The sequence below is a fragment of the Microbacterium maritypicum genome, from assembly GCF_041529975.1.
Taxonomy (GTDB): domain Bacteria; phylum Actinomycetota; class Actinomycetes; order Actinomycetales; family Microbacteriaceae; genus Microbacterium.
Genome location: NZ_CP168030.1, coordinates 3,401,897 through 3,428,597 on the forward strand (window position 1 = coordinate 3,401,897; position 26,701 = coordinate 3,428,597).

A 26,701-nucleotide genomic window follows, 5' to 3' on the forward strand; every position below is an offset into this window, starting at 1 on the left:
CGCGGGTCAGCGCCGGAGCGGAGCGGACTCGGTCCAATCGGTGTACTTGCGGCGTTCCTGGAAGAACCAGCGCCCCTCCCGCCGCACGAGGGTGTCCTCGTAGCGGTCGGCGAGCGTGAAGCGCATCCGCCCCTCCGCCGTCTCGCGGACGTGATGGGACATGCAGGAGGTGTGCGCCCGGGCCGACTCCCCGTCGATCTCGACGTCGCTCGGCGAGAGCACGTGGCTGGTCACGACGAAGGCCGCGAGGGTGTCGAAGGCCGCGATCAGCTGCTCGCGCCCTTCCAGCGACTCCGCGGGTTCGTCCGCCCGGGGACGGAACATCAGCATCCGTCCGTCCGGTGTGAACAGGTCGGCCATCTCCCCCGAGCGTCGCTGATCGGCGAGCCGACCGTAACGGGCGATCGTGTGCGTGATCTCGTGCCAGTCGGCGAACCCCTCGTTCACGAGGCTCCCTCGGCGCGGTACCGATGCAACGGCGTCGCGGCGTCCGGCGACCAGGAGGTGCGGCGTCGGTCCGACTCGACCGCGGTGAGCGGCTCGACCGGATGCAGGGTCTCGCGGCTGCGACGCGCGAGATCCTGGTAGATCCGCACCCCGTTGCGCTTCCACGCCAGGGCTTGTTCGTCGAGCGGCCCGACGACGCGGGCCGGAGCACCGAGCGCTTTCGACCCCGGCGGGATCACCGTGCCCGCGGTCACGACGGCGCCCGCCCCCACCAGCGCGTCCGCACCGATCTCGGCACCGTCGAGCACCGTCGCTCCGATGCCGATGAGCGCGAACGATCCGATGCGGCAGCCGTGCAGCACCGCCCCGTGTCCGACATGACTGTTCGGCTCCAGCACGGCGTCCGCACCGGGGAAGGCGTGGATCACGCACGAGTCCTGCACGTTCGACCCCTCGCCGACGACGATGCGCCCGAAATCGCCGCGCAGGCTCGCGAACGGTCCGATGTAGCAGCCGGGCCCGATGATCACGTCGCCGATCAGGCTGGCCGTCTCGTGCACGAACGCGGTCGGATCGACGACCGGCACGACCCCGTCGAAGGCGTAACTGGGCATCAGGCGACCTGACCGCCGTCGATGATGAAGTCCTGCCCGGTGCAGTAGCTGCTCGCCGAGCTGGCGAGGTAGGCGACGAGGTTCGAGATCTCCTCCGGTCGACCGGCACGCGGGATCGGGATGCGCGAGATGAAGCCGACGCCGGCGCGGGTGTCCTCGGTGATCATGGGGGTGTCGACCGCGCCGGGGCACACGGTGTTCACACGGATACCGCTGCCGCCGAGCTCCCGGGCGAGCGCGCGGGATACCCCGCGCAGCCCCCACTTCGAGGCGGAGTAGGGGACGCGGTTCGCGTAGCCGGCGACGCCGGCGGTGGAGGCGATGTTGACGATGGACGCCCCCTCGCCCATGAGGGGCAGCAGCGCCTGCACCCCCAGCATCGGCCCGATCAGGTTCACATCGAGCGTGAGGCGGATGACGCGCTCCGAGGTCTCGGCGAGCGGCCCCTCCGGGCAGAAGCCGGCGTTGTTGACGAGCACGTCGACGCGCCCGAACCTCTTCTGCGCCGCATCGGCCACCTGCGACCACGCGTCCGCCGAGGAGACGTCGTGCGCGAGACCGATCGCGCGGTCCCCATAGGCCGCGGCGACCTCGGCGACGGCCGCGCCGTCGAGGTCCGTGAGCACCAGGTCGGCGCCGAGATCATGGAACAGCGCGGCGTGCGCGCGCCCCTGACCGCCGGCGGCTCCGGTGATCACGGCGACGCGGCCGGTGAGGTCGATGACGGGCGTTGCTTTCATGAGTTTCCTCCGCGATAGTTATCAAACAAGCATTTGGTTGTATAGCGTGCGATTGAGAAGAGGGAGACGGGATGCCCCGGCTGCACCACATCGGCATCACGGTCAGCGACACCGTCGCGGCGACGGCGTTCTATCGAGCCGCGACCGAAGGCGAGGTCATCGGCCCACTCGCCAAGAGCGGGCCCGCGGTCGAAGCGGCGACGGGGTATCCGGGCGTCGAGATCCTGCTGACCTTCATCCGACTGGCCGACGGCGTGTTCCTGGAGCTCGCCGAGTACCGCGGCGCGGACGCCCCGCGCATCGACCCCGACAACGGACACATCGGCGCAGCGCACCCGGCCATCGTGGTGCCCGACATCGAGGCGAGCCTCGCCCGCCTGGCCGCCCTCGGACACCGCCCGCTGTCGCAGATCATGACCGCGACGGCCGGGCCGCTCGAGGGCTACCGGTACGTGTACGTGCTCGGCCCCGATGAGGTGCGGGTCGAGCTGTTGCAGGAACCTCACTGACCCTCCCCCGACTGCCCGTCGAGCAGGAGCAGATCGTCGCCGTCGAGTACGAGATCGGCGGACGCCGCGGAGTCGCGGACGCTCTCCGGACGACTCGCCCCGGGAATCGGGATCAGCACCGGCGATCGCGACAGCAGCCACGCCAGCGCCACCCTCTGCGGGCTCACGCCGTGCCGTTCGGCCACCGCGGCCGCCGCGGCCGCCGCACCACCGAGGCCTTTCGCCGCCCGCATTCCGCCCAGCGGCCCCCAGGCGAGGAACGCCAGGCCGTGCTCCTCGCACCGGCGCAGCACCTCATCGCCGGAACGCTCGAGCACCGAGTACTCGTTCTGCACGCTGACCAATGCCGCACCGACCACGCGCTTCGCGACGTCGAGCTGCGCGCTGTTCACATTGGAGACCCCGACACGCACGACCACGCCGTCGTCGACGAGTCGGCGCATCGCGCCCATCGACTCCTCGAACGGCACCTTCACATCGGGGCGATGGTGCTGATAGAGCGGGAGGGCGTCGAGGCCGAGGCGCTGCGCCGAAGCACGGGCAGCGGCGGCGAGATGCTCCGGCGAACCGTCGACCCACCACGTCGCCGCCGGCCCCCGCGTGTGCCCGCCCTTGGTCGCGACGACCACACGATCGAGGGCATCGGGACGCTGCCGCAGAGCCGCGATCAGAGCCCGCTCGTTCACCCCCATCTCTCCCGTCGGACCGTAGGAGTCAGCGGTGTCGAACAGGGTGATACCGGCATCCAGAGCCGCGTGCACGGCTCGGACACCGCGCTCGATGTCGGCGTCCGGAAGCTGGGTGAGGGTCATGGCCCCCATCCCGATCGCCGAGACGCGCAGGTCGCCGATCGTGCGGACCGGCATCACCGCCCCACGACCGTCCACCCGCCGTCGACCGGAAGACACTGGCCGATCACGTGCGTGGCGTCGCACAGCATCCACACGATCGCGCCGGCGATCTCGGCCGGGTCCGCGAGCCGTCCTCGTGGCGTGCGCTTCTCGACGGCTTCGAGGTCGTATCCGCCGTCGACCATGTCCTGCACCATCGGGGTCAGCGTGTGGCCGGGGGCGACCGCGTTGACCCGCACGCCCCGCGGCGCCCACTCGACGGCGAGGTTCTCCATCAACTGACGCTCCGCGGCCTTCGCCGGGCCGTAGTCCACCTGGTTCGCCCAGCCGCGGTAGGCGGTGGTCGACGACACCATCACGATCGACGCCGGAGCACCGTCGAGGCGCCGCACCATCGCGCGCGACACGGCGAGCGTCCCCACCACGTGCACGTCGTACAGCAGGCGGAGCCGGTCGAGATCCATCTCCAGCGCCGGCACGAACGCGCCACGGATGCCGTGGCAGGCGACGAGCCCGGCGACAGGGCCGAGCGCCCACGCCGCGTCCATCGCCGCTTCGACGGCGGTCTCGTCACGGACGTCCACGATCCGCGTCTCCACCTCTGCTCGTGCGCTCGGCGCGAGGTCGAAGACGGTGACCCGGCACCCGCGAGCGAGGAGCAGGTCCACCACGGCGGCGCCGATCCCGCTGGCACCGCCGGTCACCACCACGTGCTCTGCCATCGACTGTGCGGTCATGCGCAGCTCCCTCGCTGTTCGTCCTCCCGGGCATGCTACTGTGATTCCCAAACAAGCGCTAGGTTTAGCGCCGGTCACGCGAAGGAGCGGGGATGTCGGACAAGCGGGTGAGCATCGAGGAGGCGGTCGCCACGATCGAGAGCGGGATGACGATCGGCATCGGCGGCTGGGGGTCCCGGCGCAAGCCGATGGCCCTGGTGCGCGAGATCCTCCGACGCGACATCACCGACCTCACCGTCGTCGCCTTCGGAGGGCCGGATGTCGGCCTCCTCGCCGCCGCCGGACGCATCCGCCGCCTCGTGTACGGCTTCGTCTCCCTGGACAGCATTCCGCTCGATCCGCTGTTCACCCGGACCAGGGAGCGCGGCGGGTTGGAGATCGAGGAGTACGACGAGGGCATGTTCGTGGCGGGCCTGCGCGCAGCGAATGCCCGGCTCGACTTCCTGCCCATCCGCGCGGGCCTCGGCTCCGACGTGCTCCCGGCCAACCCGCGCCTGCGCACGGTGCGCTCGCCTTACTCCGACGCCGAGTACGTGGCGATGCCGGCCCTCTCGCTCGACGTCGCGCTCGTGCACGTGAACCGGGCCGACGAACAGGGGAACGCCCAATACCTGGGGCCCGACCCCTACTTCGACGATCTGTTCGCGATGGCGGCCGAGCGCACCATCGTCTCCGCCGAGAAGGTCGTCCCGACCTCGGCGCTGCTCGATGAGGGCTCGTTCCACACGCTGCTCTTCAGCCGCATCTACGCCTCGGCCGTCGTCGAAGCGCCGCGCGGGGCGCACTTCACCACGTGCGCGCCCGACTACGACCGCGACGAAGCGTTCCAGAAGCACTACGCCGCCTCCGCCAAGGACCCCGATGCCTGGGCCGAGTTCGAGCAGACGTTCCTGCAGACCGACGAGGCCGGCTACCACGCCGCCGTCGCCCGTTTCCACGCCGACCGAGGAGAGTCATGACCACCGACACCACCACCGCGGGCATCGCCTCTGCGACGGCCGGAGCGACGAACGCCGAGATCTGCATCGCGGCCTGCGCCGACACGTACCGGGAGTCGGGCGAGATCCTCGCGCACGCGGTCGGCATCATCCCCGCGCTGGGTGCGCGGCTGGCGAAGCTCACCATCGCCCCCGATCTCGTCCTCAGCGACGGGGAGGCGTTCTTCCTGAGCGGCCCGCCGCAGCCGGGCGACCCGGAGGCCCCGCAGCCGACGATCGAGGGGTGGGCGCCGTTCCGGCGCATCTTCGACATCCTCGCCACCGGCCGACGTCAGAGCATGATGGGCGCGAGTCAGATCGACCGGTTCGGCAACCAGAACATCTCGCTCATCGGCGACTGGGCCCGCCCCACCCGCCAGCTCATCGGCGTCCGAGGAGCACCGGGGAACACCGCGAACCACCGCGTGGACTACTGGATCTCACGCCACAGCACGCGCGTGTTCGTCCCCTCGGTGGACATGGTCTCGGGCGTCGGCAACGACCGCGCACGCGAGGCCGGCCTCGATCATCACCACCTCGGCGTGATCGTGACGAACCTCGCCGTGCTCGGGTACGACGACGAAGGCGCCGTCACCGTACTCTCCGTCCACCCCGGCGTCGACCCACAGTCCGTGGCGGACAGCACGGGGTTCCCCCTCGATGCGACGGATGCGCCGCTCACGCGCACACCGGATGCCGAGGAGCTGCGACTGATCCGCGAAGTCCTCGACCCGCGCGGCACCCGCACCCGCGAAGTCGCGGGCTGAGGCGGAATCCACTCAGTCGGCGAGGAGGCCCTTGTGGAGCAGATCCAGGAAGTTGTCGGTCAGGGTCGACGCGGTGTGCCCGCGCCCCGGCCGGTACCACGCGACGGTCGACCACACCGCGTCGCGGATGAAGCGGTAGGCGATGGGAGCGTCGATCGAATCGCGGAAGACGCCGACCTTCTGCCCCTCGGTGATCTGCGCCAGCCAGAGCGCCTCGATGCGCTCGCTGTTCTCGCCGAGGAACTCGAAGCCGGGCTGACGGGCGAGGAACGACAGCTCGTTCTGGTACAGGCCGACCGCGTCGGGCTGGCTCTCGATCGTCGCGAAGGCGTGTGCGATGAGCTTGTCGAGGATGTCACGGGGGCTTCCCCCCTCGGCCACGATCTCTTCGAAGCGGCCCAGCAGGCCCGCCATGAAACTGTGGAGGATCTCCTGCAGGATCGCTTCCTTGGAGGAGAAGTGGTGGTAGAGGCTGCCGGACAGGATGCCCGCTTCATCGGCGATGTCTCGAACCGTCGTGGCGGAGTATCCGCGCTTGGCGATCAGGCGCGCGGCGATCGAGATGATCTGGTCGCGGCGTTCGGAGCTCTGCTCCTGCCGGCCCCCGCTTTTGGTCGTTGCCATTGCTGCTCCTTCACAGAGAATCTCACAAGCGCTTGTTCAAGTGTGCCGCATGTGAGCGTTTTCCCGAAACATCCACTCGGAGTGTACGCATGATATTGGAAAGGACGTCCATGACAGTCTCGGAAGCCACGACAGTGCCCGCCCTCCTCGCGGAGATGGCAGCCCTCGGCGACCATCCGGCCATCGTCGACGGCGACGTGGTCATCGGCTACGCCGAGTTGCAGGACCGGGTGCGCTCCGTCGCCCGCGCCTACCTCGCACAGGGCATCGAGCCGGGCGACCGCATCGGCCTGTGGGCGCCGAACCGACACGAGTTCATCCTGGCGATGCTCGGGGCTCAGCTGGTCGGCATCGCGGTCGTCCCCCTGAACACGCGCTTCACCGGCCATGAAGCCGCGGAGATCCTCGCGCGATCCCGCGCCACCGGCCTGGTCGTCGCCGACGGATTCCTCGGGAAGCCGTACAGCTCCCTGCTCCGCAGCGCCGCAGCCGAGCGCGCAGGCGACGGTCCGATCTTCCCCGGCCTCCCCCACCTGCACACCGCCGTGACCATCGACGGCGCAGGCGGCGACGGCCTCCTCTCCTGGTCGGACTTCCTCGCGGCGGGATCCGCGGTCGCCGACGACCGCGTGACGGCCGCCGCAGAGGCCGTCACCCCGCACGACATCATGGACGTGCTCTTCACCTCGGGCACCACCGGGATCCCCAAGGGCGTGCTCAGCGCGCACCGCCAGACGCTCTCCGTGGCACGCGCCTGGGGACTCGGCGCACGACTCACGCCCGACGACCGTTATGCGGTGGTCAACCCGTTCTTCCACGGGTTCGGCTACAAAGCCGGGATGATCACCTCGCTGTTGGCGGGGACCACGATCTACCCGCTGGCGGTGTTCGATGCCGATCAGCTGCTCGAACTCGTGCAGTCCGAACGCATCAGCGTGCTGCCCGGCGTACCGACGATCTTCACCTCGCTGCTCGACCACCCGCGGCTTCGGGAGTACGACCTGTCGTCGCTGCGGTTCGCGATCGCGGGGGCCACGGCGGCACCCGCCACACTCTTCCACGACATGGTGAACACACTCGGGTTCGAGACCGTCGCCCAGGCATACGGGCTCACCGAGTGCGTGGTGGCCACCCTCTCCCGCCCCGGCGAGTCCCTCGAGCACACGGCGCAGACCACGGGTCCCGCTGTCGACGGGGTCGAGATCCGCGTGGTGGACGAGGACGGTCAGGATGCCGGGCTCGACACCGACGGCGAGATCCTGCTCCGCGGACCCAACGTCATGCTCGGCTACTTCGAGGATCAGGCGGCAACGGACGCCGTGCTCGATGCGGACGGCTGGTTCCACACCGGCGACGTCGGCCGTCTGGACGAGCACGGCTGCCTGAAGATCACCGACCGGCTGAAGGACATGTTCATCGTCGGCGGTTTCAACGTCTACCCGGCCGAGGTCGAGAACGCCCTGCGCAAGCATCCGGCGGTGAACGAGTCGGCCGTGATCGGGGTGGACGATCACCGCCTCGGCACGGTCGGCCGCGCCTACGTCCTGCTGCTGCACAACGCCACGCCGCGACCGGATGCCGCCGATCTCGAGGCCTTCTGTCGCACCCACCTGGCGAACTTCAAGGTGCCGCGCGAGTTCGTCTTCGTCGAGGACTTCCCCCGCAACGCCACCGGCAAGATCCTGAAGTCTGAGCTCCGCTCGCACGTCTGAGCGGTGGGCGTTTAGCCGAAGGTCCCTATCCCGATAGCCTTAAGTCGAAGGCCAAAATGGGGATGGGGACGATATGGACGAGCAGCGCACGTCGACAGGGATCACGCGGCGATCGGTGGTGCGCGCGGCGGCATGGTCGGCGCCCGTGATCGCCGCCGCCATCGCCACACCGCTCGCGGCGGCCTCCGGCGCCGCCGCCCTGACCGTGCAGCCCTCGCCCGCGACCGTCACGGGTGCAGATTTCGCGTGGCCGGGGGCGACCGTCACGAACACCGGGACGACACCGCTGACCGTCACCTGGTCGGTCGACGTGGCCCCTGTGCTCGAGTCGCTCTCGGGCCCGCTCACCGGCACGGTGACGATCCCGCCCGGCTCTTCCGAACTGGTCGCCGCCGGCATCACCGGCTACTACGTCGCGGCCGCCTGGCCGACGACGCTGACACTCACCCTGCTCGGCGAAGGCGCCCCGCGCACCTCCACCGTGACGTTCCAGGCCGAGGAGCAGTAGCCCGCGCCCGCCGGACGGCGTGCGTCAGCTCAGACGCTCGAGCACCATGGCCATGCCCTGGCCGCCGGCGGTGCACATCGTCTCGACGGCGAACTGCTCGTCGCGCTCGCGGAGCGCGTTGATCGCGGTCGTGGTGATGCGGGCACCGGTCATGCCGTAGGGGTGACCGAGGGCGATCGCGCCGCCGTTCACATTCACGCGGTCGGGGTCGATGCCGATGTCGGCGATCGAGGGAATCACCTGCGCGGCGAACGCCTCGTTGATCTCGAGGATGTCGATGTCGCCGATCGACATACGGGCGTGGGCGAGCGCGCGCTCCACCGCCTGCACCGGCCCGAGGCCCATGATCTCGGCCGACAGTGCCGACACCCCGGTCGACACCACACGGGCGAGCGGGGTGAGCCCGAGCTCGGCGGCGCGGGTGTCGCTCATGATCACGAGCGCGGCCGCGCCGTCGTTGAGCGGGCAGCAGTTCGCCGCGGTCACCGTGCCGTGCGGGCGGAACACCGGCTGCATGCCGCTGATGCCCTCCAGCGTGACGCCCGTTCGGGGGCCGTCGTCCTTCGTCACGAGCGTGCCGTCGGCGAGACGCACCGGGGTGATGTCGGTCCCCCAGAAGCCGCGGGCGCCGGCGGCCTCGGCGCGGTTCTGGCTGAGCACCGCCCATTCATCCTGCTCGCGACGGGACACGCCGCGGAAGGAGGCCACATTCTCGGCGGTCTCCCCCATCGCGATGTAGATGTCCTCGAGCTCTCCCCGCTCGAGCGGATCCGACCATACGAAGTCGGGGTTCTGCGCGTCGCGCGCCGTGCGGGCCGCAGCATCCGCCCACCGCGGGTTCTTGGTGTCCGGCATGCCGTCGGACTTGCCGGAGCCGAACTGCGACACCGCCTCCACCCCGGCCGAGACGAACACGTCGCCCTCGCCGGCCTTGATCGCATGGAACGCCATCCGCGTCGTCTGCAGCGACGATGCGCAGTAGCGGTTGACCGTGGTGCCGGGCACCGCGTCCCAGCCGAGCTGCAGCGCCAGCATCCGTCCGATGTTGTATCCCTGCTGGCCTGCCGGCTGCGCACAGCCCACCATCAGGTCGACGATCTCGTCCGGGTTCAGGCCGGGCACCGCCTCGACGGCCGCGCGCACCATCTGCACGGCGAGGTCGTCACCGCGCATGTCCTTCAGGCTGCCCTTGAACGCGCGTCCGATGGGCGAGCGCACCGCGGAGACGATGACGGCTTCGGTCATGATGAGGATCCTCCAGTGATGTCGAGGCGGTCGGCCTGCTGCACGATGTCCGCGTTCGGGGTGTGGCTCAGGAAAGCGGGCCATTCGCCGCCACCGTCCACGGGGATGACGGCGCCGGTGACGTGCGCCGACAGGGGTGAGGCGAGCATGACGCAGACGTTGCCGAGCTCCTGCGGCGAGGCCAGTCGCCCCCGCGGGATGGTCCGTGCGATCTCCGCGTACTGCTCCGGTGTGCCGTAGTGGTCGACCGCGCTCTCGGTGTGCACCAGGCCGCTGCTGATCGCGTTGACGCGGATCTCCGGCGCCCATTCGACCGCGAGGCTGCGGGTCAGGCTCTCCAGCGCCGCCTTCGCCGCGCCGTACACGGCCGTGCCGGGGCTGGGGCGGCGGGCGCTGATCGAGGTGATGTTGATCACGCTGCCGGATGCGGCACGCAACGCGGGGAACGCCGCTCTCGTGGCGACCGCGGCGGAGAGGAAGTTGATCTCGGTGATGGCCTGGAAGTACCTCGGCGACCCGGCTTCGAATCGGCCGAACGGCGAGCCGCCGACGTTGTTGACGAGCACGTCGAGGCGTCCGTGGCGTTCCGCGACGCCCGCGATCCAGGCCTCGTTCTGAGCGGCGTCGCGCACATCGACCGGACGGAAGGATGCCGGGCGCCCGTCGCGCTCCGGCAGGGTCGTCGGCTCGGAGCGACCGCAGAACTCGACGTCGGCACCCGCATCGAGGAACGCCTCGACCACGCCACGGCCCACACCTCGAGCACCGCCGGTGACCGCGACGACCTTCCCCGCGAAATCCATGACCAGGCTCACTCCGCCTCCTCCGAGCGCGGCGCTCCGATGCGCCGACCTGTCCATGCTACCAACCAAATGCTAGGTTTGTTGCATGAGTCACGATGACGTCCCTCTGCAGCATCCCCGCACCGTCGTGGTCACCGGCGGCGCCCTCGGCATCGGCGGCGGGATCAGCCGGCGCTTCGCCGCCGACGGCGACCACGTCCTGCTCGTCGACATCGATGCGGATGCCGCCGCACGTACGGCCGCCGACATCGAGGCGACCGGCGGCCGCTGCACCGTCCTCGTCGGCGACATCACCGAAGACGACACGGTCGCCCGCCTCGCGGCCCGGGTCGAGAGCGAATACGGACACGCCGACGTGCTCGTCAACAACGTCGGCGACTACCGCCCGGCGAAGTCGTTCTTCGCCAAGAGCCCGCCCGATCAGTGGCGGCGCCTGCACGAGCTCAACCTCTGGCACGTCTTCGCCGTGACGCACGCACTCCTGCCGGGGATGATCGCGGCCGGCGGCGGCAGCATCGTCAACGTCTCCACGGTCGAGGCGTTCCGCGGCATCCCCGGCAACGCCGTGTACTCGGCGTACAACGCCGGCGTCTCCGCTTTCACGAAGAGCCTCGCCGTCGAACTCGGGCCCTCCGCCATCCGGGTCAACGCCATCGCCCCCGACCTCGCCGACACCGCGCAGACCCCGGCCGAGCTCATGCTGGCCGGCCGCGACCCCGCGCTGCTGCGATCCTGGCTTCCCGCCGGACGCTTCGGGACACCCGAGGACTTCGCGGGAGTGGTGGCCTTCCTCGCCTCGCGCGACGCTGCGTTCATCACGGGTCACACGATCCCCGTCGACGGCGGAACACTGGCCGCAGCCGGCTGGTACGGCAAGGCATCCGGTCGCGGCTGGACGAACATGCCGGATCAGGCATGAACACGCTCGCCGAGCTCATGGACCGTCAGCAGATCCACGACCTGGTCCTGCGCTACTGCTCGGCCGTCGACCGCGCCGACTACGCGGCGGTCCGCAGCGTCTATGCGCGAGACGGCGTCGACCACCACACCGGCTTCTCCGGAACGGCCGACGACTACGTGGCCTGGCTGCGCGAGCGGACGGCCGTGTTCGACGGCACCATGCACCTCGTCGGGAACCACCGGGTCGAGCTCCACGGCGATCATGCCTTCGCCGAGACGTACGGCACGGCCGTGCACTGGGGTACGCCGTCCGACGACGAGTCCCTCAACTTCACGAGCGGCTTCCGCTACCTCGATCATGTCCGCCGCGACCCCGACGGCTGGCGCATCGTCGAGCGCACCGCCGTGCGCGAATGGACCCGCTCGGATGCCGGGAGACTGCGTGAACCGGAGGGCGACGGACCACGGGGCCGTCGCGGACCCGACGACCCCGCGACGGCCTGGCGGCAGCGCGTGCGCCGCGCTGCCGCAGCGCCCAGGAAGGAGAGATCATGACACGGAGCATCGAACAGCGCCTGCGGGCGCTGGAGGACCGACTGGAGATCATCGAGCTGGAGGCGACCTACGCGCGCGCCTTCGACGAGCGCGACGGCGATACGTGGAGCAGCCTCTTCACCGAGGACGGCATCTACCAGTCGCGGGCTGTCGGGGAGGCGCCGCCGCTGACCTTCGTGCAAGGCCGCCCGGCGCTCCACGCGTTCTGCGCCGACGCTGCCTTCGCCGGCATCCACTTCCTGCATCTGCCGCAGCTCGCGTTCGACGGCGACCGCGCGACGGCCCGCATCCACCTGGAATTCCATGGCGACTACGCCGAGGATGCCGGTGCCCCACGGCTCGTGATGCGCGGCTTCTACGACGTGGCCTACCGACGCGAGGAGGGCCGCTGGCTCATCGCCCGTCGGGTGACGACGGCCTTCGCCCGCAGCCAGGACACGGTGCTCGGCTACCCCGCCGCATCCGCCCTCCCGGCGGCCTGACCCTCCGGCGTCGACGCTACGCGACCGCGCCGAAGTACGCCTTCTGCAGATCCTCGAGCGTGACGTCGGCCGCGGCCCCGGCGAGCGTCGTGCGGCCCATCTCGATCACCGTCACCTCGTCGGCGATGGCGACGGACTCCTGCACGGCCTGCTCGACCAGGAGGATGCCGATGCCGGTGTTCTTGAGCTCATGCACCCGCTCCATGACCTCCTTGACGATCACCGGAGCGAGCCCCTGGCTCGGCTCGTCGAGGATGAGCAGCTTCGGCTTCGCCATCAGCGCCTGGCCGATCGCGAGCATCTGCTGCTGCCCACCCGACATGCTCGCCGCGGGGAGGGCACGCTTGCTGCCCAGGATCGGGAAGAGCTGGTAGATCTCCTCCGCCGCCGCGATCAGAGCCCGCTTGCCCATCCCCCGCGAGAATCCGCCGAGGATGAGGTTCTGCTCGATCGTGAGCTCACGGAAGACCTTCTTGCCCTCCTGCACGTACGAGATCCCGCGGGCGACCCGCTTGTGAGGTGCATCCGTCAGCGGCTCGCCGAGGTAGGCGACCGTGCCGCCCGAGACCCTGTTCAGCCCGGTGATCGCCCGCAGCGTCGTCGTCTTGCCCGCGCCGTTCCGACCGAGCAGCACCGTGATCTCCCCCGCCCGCACGGTCAGCGAGACGTCGCGCACGACGGTCAGGTCGCCGTAGCCGGTCTGCAGACCGGACACCTCCAACAGCACATCACTCATGGTCGCCGCCTCCCGCCGCGTTGGTCTCCGCCGTCACGCCGAGGTACTCCTCCATGACCCGCGGGTTGCTCTCGATCTGATCGGGGGTGCCGTGCGCCATGACCGCGCCCTGGGCGAGCACATAGATGTCGTCGGCGACGCGCAGCACGAGTTGGAAGTTGTGCTCCACCAGGATGACGGTCATGCCGGCGTCGCGCAGCCGCTTCACGAGACTCTCGAGGACCTCGAGCTCGTCCTCGTCCAGGCCGGATGCCACCTCGTCGAGGAGCACCACCTTCGGGGACGCTGCCAGGCTCCTGGCGACCTCGAGCAGTCGACGGTTGCCGAGCGGGAGCGAGTCGGCCGGCTCGTCGCGCTGCGCGCTGAGCCCGACCAGCGCGAGCGCCCGCTCCGCCGCCGCCCGGTTCTCCGCGCGAGCTCGCCAGAACGTCGGCAGCCGCAGGAACGAGGCGAACACGGAGGCCCGTTCCGTGGCATAGCGTCCGGCCGCCACGGCTTCGAACACCGTCAGCTTCTCGGGGATGTTCGGAGTCTGGAACGTGCGCGAGACCCCCGCCCGGGCGACCCGGTACGACGAGAGTCCCTGGATGGACTTCCCGTCGAGTTCGATCGTGCCGGCATCCGTCCTGTAGAAGCCGGAGATCATGTTGAGCAGGGTGGTCTTCCCCGAGCCGTTGGGGCCGATGATCGCCGTGACCGCACCGGGCGCCGCATCGATCGACACCTTCGACAGCGCCTGGTTGCCGCCGAACGCCTTGGAGACTCCCTCCGTGCGCAGCAGCGCGCCGTCGAGCTTCTCGATCTCGGCCGGAGCGGCTTCCGCCGGGCGCACCCCGGTCTTGGCCTTGGCCGCGATGTCGGCCTTGCGCACGAGGGTCCGCAGCAGCCCGGACAGTCCTCCGGTGAAGGCCACTCCGCCGATGAGCAGGAACGCCCCGGAGATGATCAGTCCGAACTGGCTGAAGTTCGTCGACTGGTTCATCCCGAACTGCAGCACCGCTGCACCGATCAGGGCTCCGTAGATGCTGGCGGAGCCGCCGAAGATCGAGGCCGCGAGCACCGTCATCGCGAACGAGAACGCGAAGGCCTCCGGCGAGATGAAGAGGTCGAGGTTGGCGAAGAGCACCCCGGCGATGCCGGCAGGGACGGCGCCGATCGCGTAGGCCGTGAGCTTGGCGCGGAACACGGAGATGCCCATCGACGAAGCCAGGACCGGGCTCTGCTTGAGCACGCGGAGCGCCGTCCCGTGGTCGGAGACGACGAGGTTGCGGATCAGTGCGAAGGCCACGATGGCGACGCCGACGATGATCAGGTAGTAGGTGCGGCCGTCGATCATCTGACCGAACGAGGTCGCGGGCATGATGCCGGCCAGACCGTTGCGACCGCCGGTCTGCTCCTTGAAGATCGACAGCACGTCCGGGACGATCAGGATCAGGAAGAACGAGGTCATCGCGAGCGACCAGCTCCCCAGACGCAGTCCGGGGATGCCGGAGATGAGTCCGATGAGCAGCGCGGCGCCGCCGCCGATGAGCAGCTGCAGCCAGATGTCGGTCACCCCGGCCTTGTTGGCGAGACCCGCGGCATAGGCACCGGCCGCATACATCGCGACCTGTCCCATCGCCAGCTCGCCGGCGTAGCCGAGCGAGAGGTTCAGGCCCAGCACGATCAGCGCCAGGATCAGGGTGAGCTCGATCTGCCGCGTCGCGGCGTAGTTGAGCCCGAGGAACGGCAGCGCGAGCAGCACGGCACCGACGGCGAGGGGCCAGATCCAGCCGGGGATGGACCGTAGTTTCAACCAGAGAGCAGCCACGGTCACACCGTCCGTTCCACGCGACGGGTGAAGAGTCCCGTCGGCTTGACCATCAGAATCACGATGAGGATGAAGAACACCGTCAACCCCGCGTAGTCGGCACCGATGTACCGTGTCGCGAGCGCCTCGGCGAGGCCGACGATGAGTCCACCCACGAGCACGCCGCCGAGGGACCCGAAGCCGCCGATCGCGAGGACGACGAAGCCCTTGAGCGCCAGGGAGGCACCGAGCGTGGCGACCGCATACGTCTTGGGGCCGACGAACACACCGAGGAAACCGGCGAGGACGCCGGTGAAGATGAAGGCCATGAGGGCGAAGCGCCGCACGTTCACCCCGCGCAGCTGCGCTGCCTCCCTGTTCTCGCTCATGCCGAGCAGGGCGATGCCGGTCATGCTGCGCTTGGCATACTGGGTGAGCGCGATGACCAGGACGATGACGAGCACGATCAGTGCGAGCTCGACGGGGTAGACCCGGCCGCCGAGGAACTCGAGCACCTGATCGCCCATGAAGAAGGGCACGCGCTTGGGCTCTCCGCCCCAGATCACCTGGGCGACACCCTCCATGATGATGGAGGCGCCGAGGGTCGTGACCAGCAGGTTGTGCGGGTCCTTGACCGGACGGATGGCGACCCGCTCCTCGAGAGCGGCGATCGCGCCGACGATGACGGCCGCGGCGATCGCGACGAGCCACCAGGGCAGACCCCAGACGACGATGCCGACGTACGCGATGAACGCGCCGAGCATCATGAGCGCCGCCTGGGCGAAGTTGAAGGTCTTCTGCGAGAGGAAGACGATGTTGTAGCCGATCGCCACCAGTGCGTAGATCGCACCGAGAGCCAGGCCGGACCAGATGATGGTCATTGCGGTCGGGTTCCTTCCATCACTTTGGCTTGGTGTGCCGACGGCTCGGATCCGAATCGAGATCCGAGCCGCCGGCGATGTTCACGCGCCCACCGGGGTCAGGGCTGGAACTGACCGTTGACGAGTTCGCCCGGCGGGATGAAGGCGAACTGCTCCGGGCCCACGTGCGGGCTGTGCGCATCCTCTTCGAAGGCGTAGAGACCCAGGATCGCGGTCTCGGCCGCCTTCTGGACGTCGGGGTCGATGAGTGCCGCGACCAGGGCGTCGGGGTCGTCGACTCCACCGGCCTTCTCCGCTGCGGCTTTGAAGAGCAGCGCCGAGTCGTAGTTGTACGCCAGGATCAGCGACGACTTGATGTCCCCGGCGGCGAGCATGCGCTCGACGGCCTCGTTGACCTTGGTGTCGTCCGGGTCGTACTGGGTGCTGGAGTACACCTGCATGGTGAGGTTCTTGACCTGGTCGGTGCCGAGCACGCCGTCGGGCGCGGGTGTGGCGATCAGACCGGTCGCGGCGACCGAGGAGTTGCCCATCACGGGAACATCCCACCCGAGCTTCTCCAGGCTCTGCAGCACGTAGCCGAGCGGTGCGCCGTAGGCGTCGAGCACGAGCACATCGGGGTCGCCCTGCTGCAGTGCGGAGAGCTGGGAGGTCATGTCGAGGGCGGCGTTGTCGAAGCCCTCGTTCCCGGTGACGGTGAATCCTGCATCCGTGAAGGTGGTCTCACCGAGCGAGCCGAAGAGCTCGCCGTAGGCGCTGGAGCCGTGCAGGATCGCGACGTCCTCGTAGCCGCGGTCGTCCATCTCGGCGACGAACGAGCCGAGGTAGTCGGGCACGGAGGCGCTGAGGTCGAAGCTGTAGGGGTTGACCGCGGGGTCACCGGATCCCGTCGTCGGGCCGATGTTGAACGAGACGATCTTGTTCTGCGTGAGGATCGGCAGCATCGCCTCGGTGATCGTGGAGGGGCCGGAGTTCATCACGAGGTCGGGCTTGCCCTCGGTGGCGATGTACTCGCGCAGCTTGGTCACGGCGACCGTCGGGTCGGCGTTGTCCTCGAGGTGGGTGATCTCGACCTCGCGGTCGAGGATCCCACCCATGTCGTTCACGGCGTCGACGGAGGCCAGGGCAGCCGTCACGGCCGTCGTCGCGTTGTCGGCGAGGATGCCCTCCGCGCCCATGCCGCCGAGCACCACGATCTTGATCGGGTCGTCGCCGCCGCCTTCGCCGCCACCGTTCCCTGCGTCCGCGTCACCGGAGCAGCCGGCGAGGACCATCGTCGAGACCACGATCCCTGCGGCAACCGCCGCGAGTCTGTTGAACCGCATATCCGAACCTCTCTCATCGTTGAGTTAGAGCGCTAGAGCGACCAAACGCTTGCTTAGTAAATCACACCCGGACACTCCGAGCAACGCCCAACCGGTCAATTGCTTGGTTACGATTCGGACACCTGTTAGATTCCGGCTCATGGACACTGCACAGACTTCTGAGAACCGCTCTCTCCGCGACCTTCCCGGCATCGCCGTCGTGACCGGCGGGACCGGCGGAATCGGCTCCGCCATCGCCCGGAAGCTCGCCGCCGAAGGGGTGCGCGTCGCGATCACCCATCGCTCCGAGCCGTCGCCCGAGCTGCTCGCCGCTCTCGGCGCGCACGGCGAAGCCCACCGACTCGACGTGCGCGACGAGGCCGGCGCAGCCGCCCTCGTCGCCGACCTCGTCGAGCGCCACGGCGCCGTGCACACGGTCGTGCATGCCGCCGGCCCGCACGTGCCGATGCTGCACCTGTCGAAGGTCTCGGTCGAGCAGTTCGCCCGACAGGTCGACGACGATCTCGTCGGCTTCTTCGTCGTGGCGAAGGCCTTCCTCCCGGCGCTGCGTGCTGCATCCGGATCGCTCACCGTCGTCACCAGCGCCGGGACGCGGCGGTACCCCGTGCGGGACGGACTGTCGGTCGCGCCGAAGGGCGCAGTGGAGGCGCTGGCTCGTGGACTCGCCGCCGAGGAGGGGCGCTTCGGCGTGCGCGTGAACGCGGTCGGACCGGGGATGCTGTGGGACGGGATGTCGGCCCGGTTGATGGCCTCCGGAGACCTGGATGAGCGTGCGCTCGAGGTGGCGACCCGGAACATCCCGCTCCGCCGATTCGGCACCGCGGGCGACATCGCCGCCGCCGTGTCGTTCCTCGCCTCCCCGTCGGCGGGGTTCATCACCGGCCAGAAGCTCGACGTCGACGGCGGGTTCGGTCTCTGAGCGTCCGACACAGACGGGGCTCACGCCCGCACCGTGATGCTCATCGCATGCCGCTCAGGCGCTCGATGAGCCAGTCGATGCGGGCGGCCTCGTCGCGGGAGAACCGCTCGGACCACTCGAGCGCCACACCGGAGAAGCGCCAGGCATCCTCCCGCTGCGCCCCTCGCGCGTGGGCAGCCGCCTCGTCCGCGGTCCGCAGAGCCTCGTCGCGGTAGGCGGCCAGGCTCTCCCTCAGGCGATCGAGGTCGCCGTTGTGCGCGGCCCACAGGCGCAGGATGTGCGAGTGCTTGAGCACCACCGGTTCCGCGGGGATCTCGTCGGACCAGCGGCGCATGTTCCTGCGCCCCCGATCAGTGATCCCGTACAACCGCCGGCTCTTCGCCGCGTGCGTCTGCTCCACCCGTGACTCCGCGAGGCCGAGCCCCTCGAGCCGTCGCAGCTCCGTGTAGATCTGGCTCTGCGAGGGCGCCCAGTAGAAGTAGGCGAGGCTCTGATCGGCCCACTGCTTGACGTCGTATCCCGACAGCTCGGTGTCGAAGGACAGGATGCCGAGCACGGCCCAGCTCGTCGCGGGCAGATCGGGCCGGTCGTCGGTGTCTTCGTGGTCGCTCACTTGACCTCCTCGTCGATGAGTGAGATATTCCTGATCGTACTATGACTAACAGTCATACCGCTGCTGATCGAAGGAGATCATGTGGACGAGACGACCCGGATGCTGGAGCTGCTGAACGCGAGTTTCCCGCGGCTGGCGACGATGGACCCCCTCGACGGACGGGCTGCCGCCGACGAGCGGATCCGTCCGGCGACGAACCTCGACGACGTCGCAGCGACGGATGACGGGGTGGTGGATGCCGGAACCCACGGCATCCCGATCCGCACGTACCACCCGCGCGAGCGGCGACCGGATGCGCCGACCACGGTGTACGCGCACGGCGGCGGTTTCCTGCACGGCTCGATCGCCGGACACGACGGCTTCTGCCGGCGATGGGCCCGCGCCACCGGCGCCACCGTCGTCTCAGTCGACTACCGCCTCGCTCCCGAAGCCGGTCCCGGCGCGGCGCGCGACGACGTGATCACCGCGGCGGACTGGGCCGTCGAGGCCGGACTCGGGGCGCACGGGCTCCTCCTCGCGGGCGACAGCTCGGGCGGCAACGTCGCGGCCGGCGCGGCGATCGGCCTCCGCGATCGCGGCGCGAGCCCGGTCGTCGCACAGGTGCTGCTCTACCCGTTCCTCGATCCGACGATGTCCTCCGAGAGCCACCGCGCGAGGGCGACCGGCTACTTCGTCACATCCGAGCTCCTGGCGCACTACTGGCGCACCTTCCTCGGTGAGCGGCCGGGCCGCTTCGACGCCGACGTCACCCCGCTCGCGGTCGACGACCTCGCAGGACTCCCGCCCGCGATCGTCGTCACCGCCGGCCTCGACCCCCTGTGCGACGAGGGCGCCGACTACGCCCGGCGGCTCCGTTCCGCCGGCGTCCCGGTGACACTCCGTCACCACCCCGGTCAGTTCCACGGCTTCCTGACCATCCCCGGCTACGGCCCCGGCATGAGCGCCGCCGAGATCCTGTGGAGCGACCTCCGCTCCCTGACCAGCCCCGACCCGAAGGACCGCAGATGATCCCCGAACACGACGTCATCATCGTCGGCGCCGGCTTCGCCGGCCTATACTCCACGATCCACGCCGAGCGGGCGGGACTCGACATCCTCGGCCTCGAGGCCGGTGACGACGTGGGCGGCACCTGGTACTGGAACCGCTACCCGGGCGCCCGCTGCGACGTCGAGAGCATCGACTACTCGTTCTCGTTCGACGACGCCCTGCAGCGCGAGTGGCGCTGGAGCGAGCGCTACGCGACGCAGCCCGAGATCCTGCGTTACCTGAACCACGTCGCCGATCGGTTCGACGTCCGCCGTCACTACCGCTTCGGCGAGCGTCTCGCCGCCGCGTCCTGGGACGAGCGGGCGCAGCGCTGGGACGTGCGCACGGAGTCCGGCTTCCAGGCCTCGGCACGCTGGCTGGTGATGGCGACGGGCGGGCTCTCGAAGCCGCAGCTGCCCGACCTTCCCGGTCGCGACGACTTCGCGGGTGAGGTCCTGCAGACCTCGGCCTGGCCGGAGGATCCGGTCGACCTGCGTGGCAAGCGGGTCGCCGTGATCGGCACCGGCTCCTCGGGGGTGCAGGCGATCCCGCTGATCGCACAGGATGCCGCGGAGCTCACGGTGTACCAGCGCAGCGCGAACTACAGCGTGCCCGCGTTCAACCGGACTCTCGACGATGACGAGTGGCAGCGACAGCAGGACGACCTGGCGCGTCGGCGCGAGCTCTCCTGGAACGGCGCCGCGGGGTCTCCCTGGACGAGCCACCCCGTCCCTTTCGCCGACGCCGACGAGCACGAGCGCCGCGCGGTGTTCGAGGAGAGCTGGACACGCGGCGGCGTGCTCTTCGCCAAGGCGTTCCAGGGGCTCACCGTCGACCCGGTGATCAACGACGCCGCCCGGGTCTTCTTCGAGCAGAAGCTCGCCGAGAGGGTGCCGGATCCCGAGACGCGTGAATCCCTCACACCGCGCGACCACCCGGTCGGCACCAAGCGCATCTGCACCGACACCGGCTACTACGAGACGTTCAACGAGCCGCACGTCGCGCTGGTGGACCTGCGCCGGGAACCCCTCGCCGCAGTGACCGCGACCGGTATCCGCACGGCAGACGAGCACCGCGAGCACGACGTGATCGTGTACGCCACGGGCTTCGACGCCATGACCGGCGCGCTCACCGCGATCGACATCCGCGGACGCGACGGCCGATCGCTGCGCGAGGAGTGGACCGGCTTCCCCTCGACCTATCTCGGCATCGCCCTGCCCGGGTTCCCGAACCTGCTGGTGCTGAACGGCCCCGGCAGCCCCAGCGTGCTGTCGAACATGGCACTCACCTCGGAGCAGCAGGGCGACTACGCGCTGCGGATCATCGCGCACTGCCGACAGCAGGGGCACACGTCGATCGAGGCGCGGTCCGACGCGGCGGCCGCCTGGACGGCGCACTCCCTCGAGCTCGCCGACCGCACCCTCTTCGGATCGGCGCCGTCGTGGTACACCGGCTCGAACATCGCCGGCAAGGCACGGGGGTTCCTGCCGTACATCGGCGGCTTCAAGAACTACATCGATCGGTGCGAGGAGGTCGCGGCAGCCGACTACCGCGGTTTCGTGCTCTCCTCGCGGTGACGGCGCCCCGGTGGTCGGGGCTGGCCTTCGACCTTCCGCAGCGCTAGAGTCAAACAAGCAAATGCTTGGGCAAAGGAGCGCGGTATGGGTGCAGTCGACCTCGGATTCACAGCAGGAGACGCGGTGCTCATCACCGGCGCCGGGAGCGGCATCGGGCGGGCCACCGCCGTGCATGCGGCAGAACTCGGTCTCGCCGTCAGCCTCTGGGACCTGAATCCGACGGGCCTCGACGAGACCGCCGAGCAGGTGCGCGCGACAGCCCCCGCCGTGCACACCTGGGTGGCAGACGTGTCGGACGACGCGGCCGTGGACGCCGGGTTCACCGATGCGGTGCGCGCGCTCGGGCCGATCCGCTACCTCCACAACAACGCCGGGCCGGCATCCGCGTCAGAGATCCCCTTCGACCGGGCACTGGAGATCTGCGTGGGGAGCGTGCGCCGCATGACCGACACGTGGGCGGCCACCGGCCCCGGCGAGGGAGCCGCGATGGTCGCCACCACCTCGGTCGCCGGCAACCTCGTCGGCACCGACAACGCCTGGTACTCGGCATCCAAGGCCGCGATCATGGGCTACGTCCGCCACCTCGCCGCCCACCGCTCGGCGGAGTTCCGCTCCAACGGCGTGGCACCGGGCATGACCGATACCCCGCGGCTGGCGGGCTTCGCGGGAAGCGAGACCGGGCAGCGCGTACTCACCCGCATCCCCCTTCAGCGCATGGCCACACCCGACGACATCGCGTGGGCCGCACTGTTCCTGTTCTCCCCGCTCGCCGGCTACATCAACGGCGTCTTCCTCCCGGTCGACGGCGGCTGGACGGTGACGCAGTGATCGAGGTCGACCCGCGACCGATCATCCACTCGCACAGGGTGCGCCTCAGCTATGCCGACACCGACCCGGCCGGCATCCTGTACTACGCCGCGTGGTTCCCCAAGATGGAGGGCCTGCAGTCGGAGTTCCTGTTCCTGCAGGGGCTGCGTCAGGACACCCTCATCGAGCGCTTCGGGTGGTGGACGGTGTCGCGGGCCACGACCTGCGAGTACCTGGCCGCCGCACGTCTGTTCGACGAGATCCGGATCGACCTGCGGATGGGTCGGATCGGGAGCACCTCGTTCCGGTTCGCGTTCGAGATGACCAGGATCGAGGACGACGCGCTCGTCGCTCGTGCCGAGAACACCGTCGTCACGGTCTCCCCCGAACAGGATCCGGTTCCCATCCCCGCCGACCTGCGCGCGCACCTGCGGCGCTGGGCCGGGGAGGCGCCGTGAACGTCGACCTGCAGGCCATCGGCGATCGGCAGGAGATCGCGATGCTCCTCGCGCGCATCGCCCAACTGGCGGATGCCGGCGACCCCGGGCAGTACATCGACTGCTTCACCCCGGATGCCGTCTGGGACCTCACCGATGCCACGGACCTCCCGATGGATGTGCAGACCATCTCCGGTCGTGCCGCCCTCCTCGCCGGCGTGCAGGAGCGCCGCGCCGCGGGCATCCAGGGGCCGGGCACGCACACCCGTCACGACGTGTCGAGCATCACGGTCGAGGTCGCCGGCGATCGGGCGACCGCGCGTTCGTACTTCCGCTACTACCGGGGCACCGACGGCATCCCGACGCTGGCCGCCATGGGCGTCTATGCCGACGTGTTCGTGCGGGGCGAGTCCGGCTGGCGACTGCACCGCCGCGAGATCAGCCGCGGCTGAGCCACGCTGCCGCACGCCCGCTGCGGACCAGACCGAGGTGCATCTCGGTCTGACGCAGCGCCGAGTGCAGCCAGAACCCGTCGAGCCCGTGCCAGCCCGAGGTCCAGGTGAGCCTGCTCGCGTAGGCCCACACCGATCGGTCACCGAGTTCCGCGGCGAGCGCCGCCACCTCTCCGGCGCGACGCAGGTGGTGGGCGGCTATCCGTGCGCGGCGTGCCGCGAGCCCGGTGAAGCGGAACTCGTGTCCGGGCAGCACCGTGAAGTCGTCGAACTCGGCGAGGCGGTCGAGCGACGCCAGCAGGTCGCCCATCGGCTCGTCCCCCGCGAGCACACCGATGCCGACACCGGAGTAGATGCGCGGCAGCACGTGATCGCCGGTGAAGAGCAGGCGGGCGTCACGGTCGGCGAGACAGATGTGCCCGCCCGTGTGACCCGGGGTCGCGATGACCTCGAGCCGCCTGCCAGCGAGCTCCAGCACGTCGCCGTCACCCACGAGCAGGTCGGGCTCGACGTCGCCCGTGAGCGACGGCCGTGTGAACGAGGCCAGCAGTTCGTCATGACGCCCGTCCGGCACGCCCCATCGCGCCAGAGTGGCCCGATACGACTCGGGGTCCCGCGCCGCAGGATCGACGGCCGCGGCGAGCACCCGTCGCTCGGCGGCGGACATCACGATCCGCGCACCGGTGAGCGTCCGCACGCGTTCGGCGAGACCGAGATGATCGGGGTGGTGGTGGGTGACGACGACCGTCGCGATGTCGGGCAGCGACCGTCCGGCCACCCTCACCGCCCGCTCGATGCGCCCGAGATTCGCCGCGGTGTCCCACCCGGGGTCGACCAGATGCACCCCATCGTCGCCGACGAGCGCGTAGGCGAGCGTGCCGGGGAGAGTCCCTTCCGGGATCGCCACGGGGATGCCCCAGAGACCGTCGCCGAGGTCGGCCGCGTCGCGCAGGAGACCGGCTTCCCAGGCGTCACGCTCGGCCTCATCGACGGGGACGACGTCATCCGCTCGGCTGCTCATCCCGCCACCCTAGCAATCGCTTGTTCATTTGACGAGATCCGGATAGCCTGACGACAGGGACGGCGCTCCTGCGAGTGGAACGGTGACGGTGAAGTCGGAACGAGAACGGCACGAGCGCGTGGTGGTGGCCCTGCTCGCCGCCTGCGGAATGCTGACGTCGCTCCAGTTCACGCTCATCGTCCCTCTCCTCCCGCTGGTCCCCGAGCTGCTCGACACCACGGCGGCCGACGCCTCCTGGCTGATCACGGTCACCCTCCTCGCCGGGGTGGTCGGCACCCCGGTCGTCACCCGGCTCGCTGACATGCACGGCCGCCGCCTCCTCCTGCTGGTGTCGATGGGGCTGCTCGTCATCGGCTCCGTGATCGCCGCCGTGATCCCCGGGTTCACGGCCGTGCTGATCGGCCGCGCACTCCAGGGTTTCGGCACCGCGGTGGTCCCGATCGGCATCGGCCTTCTGAGCGCTCTCGTCTCGCGTCGGCGGGCCGTCCTCGGCATCGCCCTCATGAGCGGCACGCTCGGCATGGGCTCCGCCCTCGGGCTGGTCCTCGCGGGGCCGCTGCTCGAGTGGGGAGGTCTGCCGACCGTCTTCTGGTGCTCGGCGGTCGTCGGCGCCCTGTTCTGCGTCCTGATCCGGGTGCGCATCCCCGAGGCGCCCACCGGCCCGAGTCGCGCCTTCGACCTCATCGGCGCGGTGCTGCTCACCCTCGGTCTCACCGCGCTGCTGCTGGCGATCTCCCGGGGACAGTATTGGGGGTGGGCGAGCCCGCTCACCCTGGGGCTCGGACTGCTCGCGGTCGCGACTCTCGTGCTCTGGATGGTGTGGGAGCGGCGACATCCGGCCCCTCTGATCGACGTGCGCACCGCCATGCGCGCCCCGATCCTGCCCATCAACATCGCCTCGTTCTTCGCCACGTTCGGGATGTACGCCAACCACCTGCTCACGACGCAGGAGGCCCTCGCGCCGACATCCACGGGCTATGGACTCGATGTCGCCACGGCCGCGGCCGGGCTGTTCCTCCTGCCGTCCGCTCTGACGATGATCGCGCTCGCCCCTCTCGCAGCGCGCGTCATCACGCGCTTCGGCGGTCAACGCGCACTCCTGCTCGGATCGGCGATGATGGCGTTCGCCTTCCTGTTCCGAGTGCTCTTCCACGGCGGCGCCCTGCCCGTCCTCATCGGGTCCGCCCTGGTGGGCGCGGGTGTCGCCTTCGCGTTCGCCGCGATGCCGTCGCTGATCACCGCCTCGGTGCCCTCCGACGAGGTGGCTACGGCGAACGGTGTCAACTCCGTCATCCGCACCCTCTCCGGCGCCGTCGCCGCCGCGCTCTTCGCGTTCGTGATCGCCGCACTCCCGTCGACCGCCGATCCCGCCTTCCTCTCCGAGCGGGCGCTGCAGCTGTCGCTCGGCTTCGCCGCTGCGTGCGGCGTGGTCACCGCGGTGCTCGCCGCCTTCCTCCGCCTGCCCCATTCCAAGGAGCCCGCATGAGCCTCTTCTCTCCGCTGACCCTGCGCGATGTGACCCTGCCGAACCGCGTGGGCATCTCACCGATGTGCATGTACGCCTCGCGTGACGGACTGGTCGCCGACTTCCACGTCGCGCACCTCGGCCGCTTCGCTCTCGGCGGTGCAGGGCTCGTCATCGCCGAGGCGACGGCCGTGCACCCGCACGGCCGCATCTCGCCGTTCGACACCGGGCTGTGGAGCGACGAGCAGATCCCCGGATGGCGACGGGTCACCGCGCTCGTGGCCGCGTCGGGATCGGTGCCGGGCGTGCAGCTCGGGCACGCCGGACGCCGCGCCGCCGTCCGGGAGCCCTGGCGCGCGGGCGCTCCGCTCGACGACGAGGATGCGTCGGCCGGATTCGGCCCCTGGCCCCTCGTCGCCCCGAGCGCCCTGTCCGCCGGCCCGGGTCATGCCGTCCCCGCCGCGCTCACCACGGCGCAGATCGCCCGGTCCGTGCAGGATTGGCACGACGCGGCCGCCCGCGCGGTGGCTGCCGGGTTCCGCTTCGTCGAGCTCCACGGCGCGCACGGCTACCTCCTGCACTCCTTCCTCTCCCCCGTGTCGAACCGGCGCACCGACCACTACGGCGGCAGCCCCGAGAACCGTCTGCGCTATCCGCTCGAGGTCGTCGCCGCAGTCCGCGACGCGATCGGCGGCGGCGTCCCCCTCTCGTTCCGCATCTCGTCGGTCGACGGAGCCGAGGGCGGGCTGGGCATCGACGAGACGGTCGAGGTGGCGCGTCGACTCGCCACCGCGGGCGTCGACGTGATCGACACCTCCTCGGGTGGGATCACCACCGACCGCACGGTCGACACCCGCATCCGTCGGGGCTTCGCCTTCCACGCCGACTTCTCACACCGCATCCGCGACGAGGTCGGTGTGCGCACGGCGACCGTCGGGCTCGTCGTCGACCCGGAACAGGCCGCCCGCCTCATCCACGACGGCGACTCCGACCTGGTGCTCCTCGGGCGACAGGCGCTCGACGACCCGAACTGGCCGCACCACGCCCGCATCGCCCTGGGTGACGACACACACGAGTCCTGGGACGTGCGCTTCGGCAGCGCCCTCGGCCCCCGAGCCCGCACGCTCGCGCGCCTCGCCGCGGCAGGCGAGACCCCCCTCAGCCGCTTCGAGCGCTGACCCGGAC

At 70.0% G+C, this 26,701-nt stretch carries 30 protein-coding genes; 16 read left to right on the plus strand and 14 right to left on the minus strand.

Going from position 1 to position 26,701, the window contains the following annotated elements; all coding sequences use genetic code 11:
* Positions 1-6: 6 nt before the first annotated feature.
* The 3 genes from ACCO44_RS16470 to ACCO44_RS16480 are packed head-to-tail and all read right to left on the minus strand — an operon-like array spanning position 7 to position 1,801.
* Positions 7-447 carry a nuclear transport factor 2 family protein gene (locus ACCO44_RS16470; RefSeq protein WP_372467441.1) on the minus strand — a complete coding sequence of 147 codons (441 nt, stop codon included), beginning with the start codon at positions 445-447 and terminating at the stop codon, positions 7-9.
* Positions 444-1,061 (minus strand): gamma carbonic anhydrase family protein, encoded by a 618-nt coding sequence (locus ACCO44_RS16475; protein WP_372467442.1) that lies wholly within the window; start codon positions 1,059-1,061, stop codon positions 444-446. The genes ACCO44_RS16470 and ACCO44_RS16475 overlap by 4 nt, the downstream gene beginning before the upstream one ends.
* Positions 1,061-1,801 (minus strand): SDR family NAD(P)-dependent oxidoreductase, encoded by a 741-nt coding sequence (locus tag ACCO44_RS16480; protein WP_262001619.1) that lies wholly within the window; start codon positions 1,799-1,801, stop codon positions 1,061-1,063. Before ACCO44_RS16480 ends, ACCO44_RS16475 begins: the two co-directional genes overlap by 1 nt.
* A gap of 71 nt (positions 1,802-1,872) precedes the next feature.
* Here ACCO44_RS16480 and ACCO44_RS16485 point away from each other — a divergent pair, with 71 nt between their 5' ends.
* Positions 1,873-2,310 carry a VOC family protein gene (locus tag ACCO44_RS16485; RefSeq protein WP_029262099.1) on the plus strand — a complete coding sequence of 146 codons (438 nt, stop codon included), beginning with the start codon at positions 1,873-1,875 and terminating at the stop codon, positions 2,308-2,310.
* Here ACCO44_RS16485 and ACCO44_RS16490 read toward each other — a convergent pair.
* Entirely contained in the window at positions 2,304-3,176 is an 873-nt protein-coding gene (locus ACCO44_RS16490; protein ID WP_372467443.1) for an aldo/keto reductase, read from the minus strand. The genes ACCO44_RS16485 and ACCO44_RS16490 overlap by 7 nt on opposite strands.
* Positions 3,176-3,898: an SDR family NAD(P)-dependent oxidoreductase gene (locus ACCO44_RS16495; protein ID WP_372467444.1), complete on the minus strand. Its 723-nt coding sequence runs from the start codon at positions 3,896-3,898 to the stop codon at positions 3,176-3,178. The genes ACCO44_RS16490 and ACCO44_RS16495 overlap by 1 nt, the downstream gene beginning before the upstream one ends.
* Positions 3,899-3,990: 92 nt before the next feature.
* Between ACCO44_RS16495 and ACCO44_RS16500 the strand changes: the two genes are divergently transcribed.
* Positions 3,991-4,857 (plus strand): CoA transferase subunit A, encoded by an 867-nt coding sequence (locus ACCO44_RS16500; RefSeq protein WP_372467445.1) that lies wholly within the window; start codon positions 3,991-3,993, stop codon positions 4,855-4,857.
* A complete protein-coding gene (locus ACCO44_RS16505) occupies positions 4,854-5,642 on the plus strand; it encodes a CoA-transferase subunit beta (RefSeq protein ID WP_372467446.1) in 789 nt (262 codons plus the stop codon). Before ACCO44_RS16500 ends, ACCO44_RS16505 begins: the two co-directional genes overlap by 4 nt.
* Positions 5,643-5,654: 12 nt before the next feature.
* On the opposite strand, the gene ACCO44_RS16510 is transcribed toward ACCO44_RS16505, so the two are convergent.
* On the minus strand, positions 5,655-6,266 hold the full coding sequence (locus tag ACCO44_RS16510; protein WP_029262094.1) for a TetR/AcrR family transcriptional regulator: 612 nt from the start codon (positions 6,264-6,266) through the stop codon (positions 5,655-5,657).
* 110 nt (positions 6,267-6,376) lie between these two features.
* On the opposite strand from ACCO44_RS16510, the gene ACCO44_RS16515 reads away from it, so the two are divergent.
* Positions 6,377-7,978: an AMP-binding protein gene (locus tag ACCO44_RS16515; RefSeq protein WP_372467447.1), complete on the plus strand. Its 1,602-nt coding sequence runs from the start codon at positions 6,377-6,379 to the stop codon at positions 7,976-7,978.
* A gap of 73 nt (positions 7,979-8,051) precedes the next feature.
* Positions 8,052-8,486: a hypothetical protein gene (locus ACCO44_RS16520; protein ID WP_372467448.1), complete on the plus strand. Its 435-nt coding sequence runs from the start codon at positions 8,052-8,054 to the stop codon at positions 8,484-8,486.
* Between the two features lie 24 nt (positions 8,487-8,510).
* On the opposite strand, the gene ACCO44_RS16525 is transcribed toward ACCO44_RS16520, so the two are convergent.
* Positions 8,511-9,731 carry an acetyl-CoA C-acetyltransferase gene (locus ACCO44_RS16525; RefSeq protein WP_372467449.1) on the minus strand — a complete coding sequence of 407 codons (1,221 nt, stop codon included), beginning with the start codon at positions 9,729-9,731 and terminating at the stop codon, positions 8,511-8,513.
* Positions 9,728-10,546, minus strand: a complete 819-nt coding sequence (locus ACCO44_RS16530) for an SDR family oxidoreductase (RefSeq protein WP_372467450.1) — start codon at positions 10,544-10,546, stop codon at positions 9,728-9,730. Before ACCO44_RS16530 ends, ACCO44_RS16525 begins: the two co-directional genes overlap by 4 nt.
* A 73-nt stretch (positions 10,547-10,619) precedes the next feature.
* Here ACCO44_RS16530 and ACCO44_RS16535 point away from each other — a divergent pair, with 73 nt between their 5' ends.
* Genes ACCO44_RS16535 through ACCO44_RS16545 form a run of 3 tightly spaced genes read left to right on the plus strand, consistent with a single transcriptional unit; the run spans position 10,620 to position 12,471 of the window.
* A complete protein-coding gene (locus ACCO44_RS16535; protein ID WP_372467451.1) occupies positions 10,620-11,453 on the plus strand; it encodes an SDR family NAD(P)-dependent oxidoreductase in 834 nt (277 codons plus the stop codon).
* Positions 11,450-11,989, plus strand: coding sequence for a nuclear transport factor 2 family protein (locus ACCO44_RS16540; protein WP_262001628.1), 540 nt, complete (start codon positions 11,450-11,452; stop codon positions 11,987-11,989). Before ACCO44_RS16535 ends, ACCO44_RS16540 begins: the two co-directional genes overlap by 4 nt.
* Positions 11,986-12,471, plus strand: a complete 486-nt coding sequence (locus ACCO44_RS16545; RefSeq protein ID WP_372467453.1) for a nuclear transport factor 2 family protein — start codon at positions 11,986-11,988, stop codon at positions 12,469-12,471. The genes ACCO44_RS16540 and ACCO44_RS16545 overlap by 4 nt, the downstream gene beginning before the upstream one ends.
* A gap of 16 nt (positions 12,472-12,487) precedes the next feature.
* Here the strand turns inward: ACCO44_RS16545 and ACCO44_RS16550 are convergent, their stop codons facing one another.
* From ACCO44_RS16550 to ACCO44_RS16565, 4 genes are all read right to left on the minus strand, one after another.
* Positions 12,488-13,207 (minus strand): ABC transporter ATP-binding protein, encoded by a 720-nt coding sequence (locus ACCO44_RS16550; RefSeq protein WP_029262087.1) that lies wholly within the window; start codon positions 13,205-13,207, stop codon positions 12,488-12,490.
* Positions 13,200-15,017 (minus strand): ATP-binding cassette domain-containing protein, encoded by a 1,818-nt coding sequence (locus tag ACCO44_RS16555; RefSeq protein WP_372467454.1) that lies wholly within the window; start codon positions 15,015-15,017, stop codon positions 13,200-13,202. Before ACCO44_RS16555 ends, ACCO44_RS16550 begins: the two co-directional genes overlap by 8 nt.
* Before the next feature lie 2 nt (positions 15,018-15,019).
* Positions 15,020-15,877: a branched-chain amino acid ABC transporter permease gene (locus ACCO44_RS16560; protein ID WP_029262085.1), complete on the minus strand. Its 858-nt coding sequence runs from the start codon at positions 15,875-15,877 to the stop codon at positions 15,020-15,022.
* A 98-nt stretch (positions 15,878-15,975) separates the two neighbouring features.
* The gene (locus ACCO44_RS16565) at positions 15,976-17,199 is read right to left on the minus strand and encodes an ABC transporter substrate-binding protein (RefSeq protein WP_029262084.1); all 1,224 of its coding nucleotides are present in this window, start codon (positions 17,197-17,199) and stop codon (positions 15,976-15,978) included.
* 139 nt (positions 17,200-17,338) lie between these two features.
* Between ACCO44_RS16565 and ACCO44_RS16570 the strand changes: the two genes are divergently transcribed.
* Positions 17,339-18,118 carry an SDR family NAD(P)-dependent oxidoreductase gene (locus ACCO44_RS16570; protein WP_372467455.1) on the plus strand — a complete coding sequence of 260 codons (780 nt, stop codon included), beginning with the start codon at positions 17,339-17,341 and terminating at the stop codon, positions 18,116-18,118.
* 40 nt (positions 18,119-18,158) lie between these two features.
* On the opposite strand, the gene ACCO44_RS16575 is transcribed toward ACCO44_RS16570, so the two are convergent.
* Positions 18,159-18,731 (minus strand): PadR family transcriptional regulator, encoded by a 573-nt coding sequence (locus ACCO44_RS16575; RefSeq protein WP_051662541.1) that lies wholly within the window; start codon positions 18,729-18,731, stop codon positions 18,159-18,161.
* 81 nt (positions 18,732-18,812) lie between these two features.
* Between ACCO44_RS16575 and ACCO44_RS16580 the strand changes: the two genes are divergently transcribed.
* From ACCO44_RS16580 to ACCO44_RS16600, 5 genes are all read left to right on the plus strand, one after another.
* Positions 18,813-19,739 carry an alpha/beta hydrolase gene (locus tag ACCO44_RS16580; protein WP_372467456.1) on the plus strand — a complete coding sequence of 309 codons (927 nt, stop codon included), beginning with the start codon at positions 18,813-18,815 and terminating at the stop codon, positions 19,737-19,739.
* Positions 19,736-21,334: a flavin-containing monooxygenase gene (locus ACCO44_RS16585; RefSeq protein ID WP_372467457.1), complete on the plus strand. Its 1,599-nt coding sequence runs from the start codon at positions 19,736-19,738 to the stop codon at positions 21,332-21,334. The genes ACCO44_RS16580 and ACCO44_RS16585 overlap by 4 nt, the downstream gene beginning before the upstream one ends.
* Before the next feature lie 84 nt (positions 21,335-21,418).
* Positions 21,419-22,162, plus strand: coding sequence for an SDR family NAD(P)-dependent oxidoreductase (locus tag ACCO44_RS16590; RefSeq protein WP_372467458.1), 744 nt, complete (start codon positions 21,419-21,421; stop codon positions 22,160-22,162).
* A complete protein-coding gene (locus ACCO44_RS16595; protein WP_262001635.1) occupies positions 22,159-22,599 on the plus strand; it encodes a thioesterase family protein in 441 nt (146 codons plus the stop codon). Before ACCO44_RS16590 ends, ACCO44_RS16595 begins: the two co-directional genes overlap by 4 nt.
* The gene (locus tag ACCO44_RS16600; RefSeq protein ID WP_372467459.1) at positions 22,596-23,030 is read left to right on the plus strand and encodes a nuclear transport factor 2 family protein; all 435 of its coding nucleotides are present in this window, start codon (positions 22,596-22,598) and stop codon (positions 23,028-23,030) included. The genes ACCO44_RS16595 and ACCO44_RS16600 overlap by 4 nt, the downstream gene beginning before the upstream one ends.
* On the opposite strand, the gene ACCO44_RS16605 is transcribed toward ACCO44_RS16600, so the two are convergent.
* A complete protein-coding gene (locus tag ACCO44_RS16605) occupies positions 23,017-24,051 on the minus strand; it encodes an MBL fold metallo-hydrolase (protein WP_372467460.1) in 1,035 nt (344 codons plus the stop codon). The two genes, ACCO44_RS16600 and ACCO44_RS16605, sit on opposite strands and share 14 nt — an antisense overlap.
* 88 nt (positions 24,052-24,139) lie before the next feature.
* On the opposite strand from ACCO44_RS16605, the gene ACCO44_RS16610 reads away from it, so the two are divergent.
* Positions 24,140-25,537 (plus strand): MFS transporter, encoded by a 1,398-nt coding sequence (locus ACCO44_RS16610; protein WP_372467461.1) that lies wholly within the window; start codon positions 24,140-24,142, stop codon positions 25,535-25,537.
* Complete coding sequence (locus ACCO44_RS16615; protein ID WP_372467462.1) at positions 25,534-26,694, plus strand: NADH:flavin oxidoreductase/NADH oxidase; 1,161 nt, start codon at positions 25,534-25,536, stop codon at positions 26,692-26,694. The genes ACCO44_RS16610 and ACCO44_RS16615 overlap by 4 nt, the downstream gene beginning before the upstream one ends.
* Positions 26,695-26,701 lie beyond the last annotated feature (7 nt).